Raw genomic sequence first — 12,244 nt, forward strand, 5'->3', positions numbered from 1 at the left:
GGCCTCGTTTTTGTTGTTAATCTTTCATTTTGGATAACACGAGGGCCAAGCGTATGAGTAGGCAAAGAAATACCTGTCTTTTTCTGCTGATCATTTCCATCTTTCTCCTGATTTTTGCTTCTCATCCAGAGGTTGAAGCCACGGATTACCTGAATATCTGTACCATGAGCGGTTCGCAAATCTCTCCTGCATCGGTGTGGAATAAAGAGCAGGCCGAGTATCTGACCGTCTGGCAGAGCGGCCAGAATACGGATCCCAACCGGAGCATCTGCGGCCTTCGGCTTGATCCCAGCGGAGGTATTACGGGAGGCTCATCCACGCCATATATTATCAGCCCTATTCGGGGCGGCGATCTTTACTATCCGAGCGTCGCCTGTAATCCCGCGAAAAACCAATACCTGGTTACCTGGCATGATAAGGATGCCGACAATCCTTCCTCTACAAAAATCTACGCTTCTCTTGTATCTTTTGATGGAAATGGGAAGATCACCAAAAACCTGATATCAGCTATCCATACGGTAAAGGGGAATCCGTCATTTCCCAAGGCAGCCTGGAATGGCGAGCAATTTCTGATTGTCTGGTATGATTATCATGAGTTAACGGGTATTGCGGGTGCTGACATCTACGGGACGCGCATTGATGCGGATGGCACGGTGCTGGATCCCAACAGTTTTGCGATCTGCACCAGCACATCATCTCAGCTTGCCCCTGTAATCACCGGCTACCATCGGCAATCGGCTGAAGGAGGGCCGGAAGAAAGGGGCTGGCTGGTGGCCTGGGTTGATGAGCGTAACCCATCGTCAGGGAAGGATATCTATGCTGCTGTGATTCAGCAGAATGCTGACGGTACGGTTTCCCCGGCAGAGAGCTTCCCTGTCTGCACTGTGGAAAAGGACCAGAAATCCCTGAGCGTGGCAACCGGGCCACAGGGTTTTTTTATTGTCTGGCAGGATGGAAGGCTGAGGGATACCAAGGACAATCAGGGAAATTCCTATGGTAATTTTATCCTCGGTGCCCGTATTTCCTTCGGCGGGCAACTCCTGAATCCGGCCAGGATGGAGATTCCGATTACCAGACTTGAACCTTATGAGGGGAGAATACCGGGGACTCAGCCGAGCGTTGCCTGTATTCAGAATAATTATCTGGTAGTCTGGGATTATAAGAGCACAGTGTATGGGCACAGGGTATCATTGGAAGGAGAAATTTTAGACATTGATAGTCAAACCGGACAGCCAAAGCCTGTCTCTCTCAGCGATACGGCCAAGAGTGCCAGCATGCCCTCGGTTGCTTCCGGCGGCCCTGACGCCAGAGGCCTGATTACCTGGGTTATTGATGCAGGGCAGTCCCAGGGCAAGGATATTTCCGGAGTTGTTTATGAATTGCCTCCATCACCCCAGTTAGAGTGGGTAGAGGGGGACGGCGGAGTCAGTCCGGATCCGGGAGAAGGGGGCACGGAATTTACCTTCAAGGTGAAATATATCAAAGCCGAGGGTGGAGGAAGCCAGCCGCTTGCCCATGGTGTACTGATCGACATCAATTATAATGGAACCTACGATGGAAATGAGGTTTTTGACCTGGCGAACTCCGGCAATGATATTTATCAGAAAAAAATTAAAATCTTATACGATGGGGAGCAAACCGGGGAAAAAACGATCAGCTACAAATTTTATTTCAGGGATGAACATAATGTGGCTCAAGGGCCTCCGGCTGAAGATCACACCTTCACTATCGGTCCCCATAACCAGGTGCCGAAGCTGAGCTGGTCGGCGGGAAAAGGGTATCTTCAGGATGGAGTTGAGCCGGACAGCAGTGAGGATGGAATAACCTTCACTTTTAAGGTCAAGTATCAGGATATGGATGGGACCGTTCCTTCAACTCACCAGGTATGGATTGACCTTGATGGCAGCAACATGTTTGAAGAGAACGAAAAATTCTCCCTGGAAACAGAAGGCAGCGTAAATTATGCCCAAGGTGCAATTTTCCAGCTTTCCAAACTCATGCGGGTGAATCGTGCAGGGCTCATCCCTTACCGGTTCGTCTTTGACGACGGTGCTAATGTGGCCCAGGGAGAGCCGGCAGAGGTTCACTGTCTGGTTATCACCAACACTGCTGAAACCTGCATCCACAGCAGCCTGAATTCCCAGGCGTTTCCAGATATCGCTTCTTTATCCGGAGGAAGTCTGGTAATATGGGAGGACCTGCGTGACGCGGAGCTGGTAGATAAGGAGAAGCATCCGGAGCTTTATCAGGGTTCCAGAATTTATGGCCGCTTTCTGGATAAGGAAGGGGCTCTCCTGGAGAATCAAGAGGAAATCCAAATCGGAAACCAGAGTAAGGCCAAATTCAAACCGCGTATTGCGGGCCAGGGGGATGTATATCTGGTGGTCTGGGAGGATCTGAGAAACGGTAGAGTCGAAACCGGAGGCACTAATCCTGGTTATTTGAATACTGATATCTATGGCCAGATCATCGATGCCACGGATTTGGACAGGGTGATTGAAATACCAATCGCCACTTACTCCACCGACACACTGTCCAGTAATCAGAATAAACCGGCTGTGGCCGCGGGGGCCAATAACCGGTTTCTGGTAGTCTGGGAGGATAGTAAAGACATCGATAATACCGGAAAGAATATCCAGGGGGCCATTGTTTCCTATGATCCGGCATATTCCACTGCCGGGGTAATCCCGCAGGATACGGCTGCAAACGACAATTTTATCATCTATGACGAAGACTATCATGAACATCAGACCAATCCGGCCGTGGCCTGGGGAGGAAGCAATTACCTGGTTGTCTGGCAGGATTACCGGCCGGAAGAGGATGGAGATATAAATTCCCATCTCTATGCCAACCCGGTGGACCCCAATGGGCAGGTTATGGATGGCTACCGTCCAAAGTTGCAAAATCAGATCCTTGGCAATCCCGTCTGCACAGACCCTAATACCATTCAGGAGAATCCGGCCATAGCTTCGGATGGAACGAACTTTCTGGTTGTCTGGGAAAACCAAGCCACGGTCAATAATTTCTTCGGCAAGGATATCTACGGTGCCATCGTAGGGCCAAACGGCTCAATTGTCAAACAGCGATTCATTATCTGCACCATGCAAGGCGATCAGACCAGCCCGCGGGTTTCCTGGGACAAGGCCACGGCAAGCTACCTGGTGGTCTGGGACTCACAGCCCCTCTATAAGGATGCCAAAGGTGATACCGTAGCCTGGTATGACACTGATATCCGTGGATTGCGAATTGATAAAGACGGGGCGTTAATCGGCAGTGCGGCCACAAGCCCAGGATTTGAAATCTGTGCCATCCAGGGAATCCAGAAATTCCCGGCAATTTCGGGTAACGACCTTCTTTCCCAGGTGGTATGGATGGATAACCGGAACATCTCTCCCTATTCCCTATCCTTACCGTACAGTTTCGATATCTACAGTACTCCGGTTAAATCCTTTCTGGGCTGGCTGGAGGATGAAGATTTCATGTCCGGCGTTAATCCGGTCATCGGAGGTAACGGGAAGAACTATACGTTTAAAATTAACTATCTGGATATGTACGGCAAAGACCCGAAAACCAGCCAGGTGTGGATCGATCTGAATGGAGATGGCGAGTATAGTGCCCAGGAAAAGTACAACTTGACTCCTGACACTCAGGATTCAGATCCTCTCGATGGAAGGACCTACAGCAAGAGCATCTCTCTGGCCTTATCACCGGACAGCTATCTGGGAAACGGCAGACTCAACTACCGGTTTTATTTCGAGGATACAAACTTCTCCCCGGCAGCCGGAAGTGCCAATCAGACTAAAACCATTCAGGTAAATTATCCCAGGCTGTTTTGGACGCAAGGTCAGCAGGGAGTTAACCCTTCAACCGGAGCTCCCGGTACTTCGTTCCAATTTTCGGTCACCTATTACTACCAGCCTTCAGATACTCAAAAATATGGTCCAGAACCGGGGATTGCCCAACTCTGGATTGACCTTAACCATGATGGGCAATATCAGTCGAATGAAAAATACAACTTGAGCCAGGTGGACTCGAATGACCAGAATTATATGGATGGGAAAGCATATTCGTATAAATTCACGGGAAATACACCTGGCGAATATAATTATCGGTTCTACTTCGAACATCCGGAGGGCGGGCAGGCACTGGGAGAGCCGACAAAAGATGACCAGAAGTTTACTGTTTCCGGCGGTCCTTCTTCCTGGACAACTTACACAACCGGGAATACACCAAATCTGGCCGGAGATTATATTACCTCCCTGGCGTTTCAACAAGATACCCTCTGGGTGGGTACCGCGACCGGCTTGAGCAGATTTGATGAGCCGGATACATGGTCAATAGTGCAAGTCGGTGCCGATCCTGATACGGCTCGCTCAATGATTACTGCTTTGGCTGTTGAATCTTCCTCCGATAACCTGTATGTTGGGACTCCCTCCGGACTGAAAAGCTACAATGGCACTTCCTGGAAAGAATACGACAAGGCAACCACTGATGAGACACTGGATAAAAATTACATAGGTGCCCTGGCTCTTGATGAGGTAAACCGGAGATTGTGGATTGTTGTCCCCCCCACGAGCAGCGGTCAGGGATCAGACCAGACATCAGCCTCGGAGAGCGATCCTAATGACCCTTCAATCCAGGCCACGTTAATTCAATATGATATAGAGACAAACACCTGGACTTCGTATACCAAGCTCAACACCGCGACTCATGCAGGTGGAGGGCTTCCGGGTAATCAAATCGGTGCCATAAGCGTTGACAGTAACGGAGACCTCTGGGTTTCCACTGCTGTCCCGGGAACTGCCGAACAGCCGGGATACAGGGGGCTTTCCCGGTTCAGGGTTGAGCAGAAGGAATGGACCCATTATTCCACGACGGTAAATAATGAAGGGGGAACTCTGAAGACGGATTACATTCAAAGAATTAATGGAAGTGATCCCGGCTTCCTGTGGATTAGCGGAATCAGCACGGATTCAGCCGATACCGGAGGAACGAATGGAGGGCTTTACCAGTTTGATATCGAAGATAACAAGTGGGTTGCTCACCTGAGTAAAGGCAGTCCGGATGTAAACTTGGGCAGCAATTTCATCAATGCCCTGGCGGTAAATGGCTCCGTGATCTGGATTGGAACCTGGCCCCCCACAACAGATGAGGCTGCCGGAGGTGTCAGCCGGTATGACTACAATAAGAATACCTGGGCACGGTTCACTACGAGTGACGGCCTGGTTGATAATCGCATTAACGCTATTGCAGTCCAGGGTTCTGATGTCTGGATCGGCACCCCGGCAGGTTTGAGCCGCTATGGGACCGGTCCCGGTGATGACAAAAAAGTCGATTCATATTTTAATGCCGATAATCGCTTTGCTTTTCCCGATGACAAGGGCTGTTTTATCAGTTCCCTTGCCAATCCCTTCAATCGAAATTCAGTCACGAGGTTCCGTGCACTCTGGTTCTTCGGACGGATTTTTGGGGTGGTGATTATATTCGGCGCAGGTGCCGCATTCCTCTCTTGTGTAAGGAGATATTCATGGGTAGAAAGACAGTAGCTGTTACCATATTCATTGTTCTGTGTACTACGCTGCCGCTTGGGGCCAAGGCTGAAACTTTGCGGAGAGGAACCTCCCTGGAACTGAGAGGCGGCTATTACCGTCCTTCGGACAATGATAAGTGGGATATCGCTTTTGGCCGGAGTTTTTCCGGATTCGGGGGTCTGAAAATCGGTAAGGAACTTCTCACAAACATCGACATTGGATTCAGTGCAGACTATCTGCACGAAACGGCGAGGGAGTGGTCCGTTTACTTTGTTCCCCTGGGACTGAGCCTGACCTATGCCATGCGCTATTATCAGGATCAGCTTTTCGTCCCCTACCTGGGGGGAGGAGTCGACTTTGTCTACGGAAAGACAGGGCGCATACACCAGGGTAACATCGAGCCATCCTATCTGAAAGAAGCGGGCTACCATGCGGTCGCCGGAATGCGGCTGCTCCTGGACGCACTGGCTGGTGAAGATGCCGAATCTTTTGATCAAAAGTACGGAGTCAATAACAGCTACCTGGTACTTGAGGCCAGATATCTGAAACTTTTCAATGCAGATTATGCTGATCAGGAATTTGAATCCGGTGTACCGGGGACAGGATATCTGGACCCTAAAGGAGTTATGATTTCTCTTGGCTTTCTGGTGGAATTTTAAGCAGGTCCGAATTGAGGGAATAGCCGGTTGAAGTTGGCAGCGATCCGGGAAGCCGCTTCGGGGAGAGGAACCTTTTTTATTTCAGCGATCCTGCTGGTTACGGCAGCCACATAGGAAGGTTCATTCCTTTTTCCTCGATGGGGTGAAGGGGCAAGGTAAGGGGAATCCGTTTCGGTCAGGATGCGGTCAAGCGGGGTTTCCCGGCAGACCTCCTGAAGAGTTGCGGACTTTGGATAGGTCAGCGGTCCGGCAAACGAGATGAGAAGATTAAGCTTCAGGCAATCATGAGCAAAGGAGCGATCGCCGGAAAAGCAGTGCATAATTCCCCCGATGCTGGATACATCCTCCTCTTTCATGATACGAAGGGTATCGGCCTGAGCATCCCGGCAATGGATCACGAGCGGAAGCTTTAATTCCCTGGCCAGACGAATCTGGGCACGGAATATGCGCTGTTGATCCTCCCGGGGAGAAAGGTCCCGATAGTAATCAAGTCCCGTCTCTCCCAGAGCCACAAAGAAAGGCTGCGAGGTCAAAAACCGGCTCATCTGCTCGAGAGTTTCATCAGTGACTTTTTGAGCATCATGGGGATGGATGCCCAGGGCTGCCAGAAAGAAATCGGGATCTTGACGGCAAATATCCAGAGTCTGGTGGGCTGAAGGAATGCTGAGGGCTACGGTGAGTATTTTTTTCACCCCGGCCTTTCGAGCAGCCTGGATAACCTCGCTCCGGTCCTGGTTGAACTGCTTCATATCCATGTGGGCATGGGAATCAATCAGCGGGATTTCATTCACGGGTTTTTCTCTGCTCCTTCCTTTCCAGTCACCGCCGCTTCACTCCCTTCGCGGATAAAGGTTCCGCTGCGGCCTCCGCTTTTTTTCATGAGAACAATATTGGAAATGCTCATGGCCCGGTCTATGGCCTTGCACATGTCGTAGATGGTGAGAGCAGCGACAGACACGGCAACAAGAGCTTCCATCTCGACCCCGGTTTGTCCGATGGTCCTGACCCTGGACTCAATGATGATCGAGCTTTGTGTCTGATCAATGGCAAAATCAAGGTCAATGGCAGTTAAGGGAATCTGGTGACAAAGCGGAATCAGTGATGAAGTGCGCTTTGCGGCCATGATGCCGGCAATTTTGGCTACTTCCAGAGCGTTCCCTTTTTTTATCTCATTCTGCATGATAGCGTTCAGAGTCTGAGGCTGCATAAAGACAGTCCCGCGGGCCGACGCTTCGCGGACCGTTGCCTCTTTGGAACTGACATCAACCATCCGGGCCTGCCCATGTTCATCAAAGTGTGTAAGTTCTGGACTGTTCAAAGGATTATCCTTTCCCTATAGTTCTTAAAATCCCCCTAAACTTCAGGTGAGATGAACCAATTCCGTAAGATGTCGCTTTTTTTATTCTGGTTATGAGAAGTCTTATAGTTCATCAGTTCTTCTTTATTGGAGAGTAATCGCCAGGCTGTTTTAATATACAAAAATATATTACTTTTTAAATACAACGGGTAATAGAGCAAAGCTTTTTTAGAGCTTAAATCCAGGTCATATATTCCCGATACAGCTCTCAACGAGGTAAACAACCCTTGTTGGAAGATGGCTATCTTGGCTTTCATGTGCGGTGCTACCCATAATCGAGCTATGATATTCGGTCGTGGTACAGCATTACTAAAAAGCTGCTCTATCGCCAGGTCAATGATCTGGGGATCAAAATTATCCGGCTTTAAATCTTCCAAGACCGCCGGGGGTATGGTTACCTGGAGCACTTCCTCTGCAAGACGAAGTGTGAGGTAAACACATTTCTCGCTTTTCCACTCATGGGTACGAAGCGTTACCTGTTCCCAGTCAATCTCATCATGATAATACCACAATGTTTGGGAAATGTCATACAGGTGTTTGAGTCCACCGGAAAATATATGGGCCGCAGTATGAAGACATTGATGTAAAATCAAATCTTCAGGACAGAGAATGAGCGCTTCAACACCGGCTATGGTACATGGCCGGGCCCTTTTCCAAAACCCTTCGATATCAATTGTGTAACCATGAATAAAATTGCTGATATTCCAATGCAGCTCCAATATTTCTTTATCCGGTCCTTCGAATGGAACTAAATGTTTTTGGATTTTGCACTGCTTTTCAATGCTGAGTTGTATGTTTTGCTTATAACCTATTTCAAGCAATTTTTCCCCGGCCCTGGCCAGGTCCCTTTTCCTGATTAAAAGATCGATATCGTGAAAAAAACGCAAAGCCTTATCCTGATAGACAGTTGCAGTCAAGGCAGCACCCTTGAGAACGATAGGTTCGATTCCATCCTCTTTAAGAACCTTCAATATGTTGCCAAGCTCATGATAGAGATGCTCATTCCGAAAGGCGTTCAGATAATATCCAGCTTTTAACGTCTGGAGCACACTTTGGGGAATGCTGCCTCCGATTCCCTTCAGCTTATGATACAAGAGCGGAATACCTGCATTCAACTGGGCTTTCATCATGACTTCGTTCCAGTTGAAACCGGAATTGGGAATACTCTTGACTTTGTCATATATCCCGGTATCTGTTTCCCCTCTCATGCAAGAGAGCAAAAATTCACATTCAGGAGATAGATTCATGGCATTTCACCTCAATACCTTATCTTCATCCCACACACTGGGCCGCCAATTATTTTTCGGGTCGATAATTTCAATAAGGTATCCTGTATCTTTCAGAATCCGGGATTTTTTTCCAGCAGGCATACCGAAGAAGTAATAGCTTTCCTGCCACTTTCCTCCTGGAGCATCGAGGGTTTGCAGACTCGAAATAAATTTTTCGCCTAATTCTTCGAGAAGATCATATGAGGTAAAAGCATGAAGGGGTGCGGGGAAATTTATCCAATGAGAGCCTATTCCCCATGTATAGCGGGGATAAATATCTGAGCAGGTAAGGGGTAGGGTCAGGTCATTTTTCATCTCAGCGTAAAGGATGTAGCTTTGTCCGGGTATAATTTCAAAATCTTCCCCCTGGAAACCTCCGTTCTGCCAACCTCCGATTTGCCATCGGTGGTGAAGAGAATCGAAGGCTGAAATTTTTTGCAGCTCGATTCCCTGAGTATTCGCATATGCCTGAAGATCTGACACCTTCCATGAATTTTCCATCTTGCCGGGTAAACAGAATACATTAATCCCGGGTTTAATCAGTATCTGTGTCTCTGCCGATGGTCCCAATCTGCCTTTCAGTTCAGTAGCGGGGTCGCCAAAAAGCATATATGATTGAAGCGTGTTCGCCGAAACTTTATTCTGGACATATGAATTAATACGGGCGGATGTAGTACAAACGCCCAACCGTCTTATCTTTTGTTTGAAAATAAGATCAAACAGCTCTGCACTTAAATTGCTTTGATTTGCAGGATATTCTACATTGATGGGAGCAAAACAGGCCAAAGCCCCCTTTCTTTCCGCCCGCAGCAGCTCTTCCGCCAGGCAGTAATCTGCCTCGGGGTGGGGGAAAAAACCATTCAAACAGGTAAAGGTAAGAACAAAAGCAGGCTTATCGATATTGTGGAGACTTGCGACGTCTTTTATCGTAAATAGACCTGACCATTGATCGGTACTGCCATGGCCGGTATAGGTAGTAAGTAAACACCCTTGAGAAATTTTTTGCTTTAAATCCTCTTTGGCCAGGGAGACATCAGCATAATTACCCTTATAGACTTTCTGAAGCTCAAAATTGCCGGGCAAAAATTTTTGAGCAAGGCTATCGGGGATATCGGTATACGACGAATCTCCACTTCCCGCCACAAAAAGCGCTCTTTGATGCCAGGGCTGGTTTTCCTGTTGTTCGTAGGAGATAATCTTTTCGCCGACTTTTTGAGCCTCTTCCGGGGTTCGGATCGATATTCTGCCTAAGAACATGTCTGGCAAAATATCTTCGCCATTGACACACACAAACCAATTATCATTTGGAGTTTCTCCAATTTCAGGAGTATGATAGATGTGGGTGGGAACAAAGTTCATTCTTCCTTTTCGAAAATGATCCAGATAATCCATATTCGCATCGCCTACCAGTAATACATACAATGGGGCTGGAGGAGTCCAATTCTGGAAGCAATATTTCAAAAAATCCCGGATTGCCTGAGGGGTAAATATCCCGGCGGAAAATTCGTCGTATATATCCTGCACATCTACCACCTTCACCCGCAGTCCCTGAGATCTTCTATGCTCAGCCAGGGGCAGAATGCTTTCATACAAGGAAGAATGAGTTATCATGATGTAATCTGCACCCTGTCGCTCCGATCGTAAGCTGCTCACGTGATCCAGTTCAAGGGAAAGGGGTTTCTTTTCTCTCCCGATACCGAGTATTGCATACCGTTGAGCCCCTTTGAGGGTATCAGTGAATTTCACCCGGTATTGTGAAGGACCGGTTTTTTCAACGGTAATGTCTTCTAGTGCGGTGATATTGCAGGGATCATCGACATCAAAGACAGACAGTTCCTTTTCAGTGAACCCGTCTATCTGGACATCCTGCACCCCCTCTCCCGGCAGAGAAAAAATCAACTGGTTATCATTGGCCATGAAACGTCTTGGATAAGCAAGCTTAATCCAATTTACATAGATGATATCGACCGGATTCCCTGCCTGCGCCAAGGCTTCGATGGTGACTGTATTGCTTCCTTCCTGTAAAATTCCCTGAGAAATTTCTATCCGTCGTAAATATTCGATTTGCCCATCCCAGGAAAAATCGTCTACTTTTGTGCCATTCAGGGAAATGACCAGATGATGATCCGGAAAGAAGGAAGTATTAGTCTTCCCCTGAAAAAAAAGCTGTAACTCACAATTCATATCGCCAGGGGCAATATGGTAAAGTTGCATGGGGAAATTATTGCTGGCCGGAGGTGAAAGCTGTTCCCAAAACCAATGGTCTTTCCCTTCTCCATCGGGAATGGTTTGCCAATAGAGGTTATTTTCTTCCCAGTGAAGATGCTCCGTGAAGTAATCCTTCGCTGTTCCGGCGTTGCCGAATGCACCGTTACGGCATTGGATTCTCAGCCCTTCTGCTGTATTCTCCTGATACAACCAATAGATATTTGTTCTGGTAAACTCGGAATCAACCGGACATCCCCAGAATTTAATCTGATCATCGGGATGAAATACACCATCTTTCGCCCCGATGATTTTGATGGGGACCTGCTGTCCCTTATTGGAGAGAGCTAATTTTTGCGGAATAATCAGGTTAAGGTCCCATCCCGCGCTGTGTAAGTCGGTTCCGGAAATTCGGTAGAGTCCTTCCTGCTCAACCGCAATTTTCAGGGGAGGCAACTCGGAAAAAGAAGGCTCTTTTCTTTTTCTTATCGTTTCTTCCGGGGAAATAGACAATAATTGCCTGCTTTCCTCCATCGAGTAATTCAGTAAAGTATTCTCCAAGACCTGTTCGAATTCTCCCCAGAAGGGCTGATAATCAGAATTTCTTATTACGGTGATTGATCTCCTGAGTCTTTGAGGGATATTGTCAAAGGTGATTTTTATTTTGAGATTTTTGTAAAACCGCATCTTTTGTAAGGCAGGATTATACTGAACAGGATAGATAGATAAGCGGGCAACTTTCTGGTACCTGAGATATCCTTCCTGCTCAATAATAACCGGCTTCTCCGGCATCCAATGGTCCTGGGCATAGCATGTGCGGTCAAGAGTAAATTCTTCCCGCAGGAAAGATGCACTATCTTCTGTCTCAAGAATCCGCCTGGGAGCAGGACAAATAAGAATGTTATCGAAAGTCTCTATCTTCTCTTCCAGGATTTCCCAACCGACTCTGGCCAATGGAGGCACTGCGATCAAGGCCCCTTGCACGGGAAGCTGCGGTTTACCTGGTTCCTGAGTCACTCCTGCATCAGCGAGAGCGACAGTGGAATAAAATTCCCGTTGTATTTTTTTCTTCTTGATTTGAAGCTCGGCGGGACAAAATTCAATCGTCAGACCCTGCGGCCCTTTTTCGACGATTTTTATTTCACCCGCTTTACTGTAATTGGCGGGAAAAACGAAAAGAACACTCAATAAGATGATAAAAAGGAGATGATTTTTCATGGTATC

Annotated in this window: 6 protein-coding genes; 2 read left to right on the forward strand and 4 right to left on the reverse strand. The window is 47.9% G+C overall.

Annotation, left to right across the window (positions count from 1 at the left end):
* The first annotated feature begins 53 nt into the window (after nucleotides 1-53).
* Nucleotides 54-5,546: a two-component regulator propeller domain-containing protein gene (locus AB1611_01970; GenBank protein MEW6378354.1), complete on the forward strand. Its 5,493-nt coding sequence runs from the start codon at nucleotides 54-56 to the stop codon at nucleotides 5,544-5,546.
* Complete coding sequence (locus AB1611_01975; protein ID MEW6378355.1) at nucleotides 5,528-6,190, forward strand: hypothetical protein; 663 nt, start codon at nucleotides 5,528-5,530, stop codon at nucleotides 6,188-6,190. Before AB1611_01970 ends, AB1611_01975 begins: the two co-directional genes overlap by 19 nt.
* Here the strand turns inward: AB1611_01975 and AB1611_01980 are convergent.
* From AB1611_01980 to AB1611_01995, 4 genes are read right to left on the reverse strand one after another with little or no spacing between them, the layout of a single operon-like run.
* Nucleotides 6,187-6,981: a TatD family hydrolase gene (locus AB1611_01980; protein ID MEW6378356.1), complete on the reverse strand. Its 795-nt coding sequence runs from the start codon at nucleotides 6,979-6,981 to the stop codon at nucleotides 6,187-6,189. The genes AB1611_01975 and AB1611_01980 overlap by 4 nt on opposite strands.
* Complete coding sequence (moaC, locus tag AB1611_01985) at nucleotides 6,978-7,508, reverse strand: cyclic pyranopterin monophosphate synthase MoaC (GenBank protein ID MEW6378357.1); 531 nt, start codon at nucleotides 7,506-7,508, stop codon at nucleotides 6,978-6,980. The genes AB1611_01980 and moaC overlap by 4 nt, the downstream gene beginning before the upstream one ends.
* Nucleotides 7,509-7,543: 35 nt before the next feature.
* Entirely contained in the window at nucleotides 7,544-8,755 is a 1,212-nt protein-coding gene (locus AB1611_01990) for a nucleotidyltransferase family protein (GenBank protein ID MEW6378358.1), read from the reverse strand.
* A gap of 45 nt (nucleotides 8,756-8,800) precedes the next feature.
* Nucleotides 8,801-12,238: a C25 family cysteine peptidase gene (locus AB1611_01995; protein ID MEW6378359.1), complete on the reverse strand. Its 3,438-nt coding sequence runs from the start codon at nucleotides 12,236-12,238 to the stop codon at nucleotides 8,801-8,803.
* Nucleotides 12,239-12,244: the final 6 nt, after the last annotated feature.

The sequence above is a fragment of the bacterium genome, assembly GCA_040755755.1.
Lineage (GTDB): Bacteria > SZUA-182 > SZUA-182 > DTGQ01 > DTGQ01 > DTGQ01.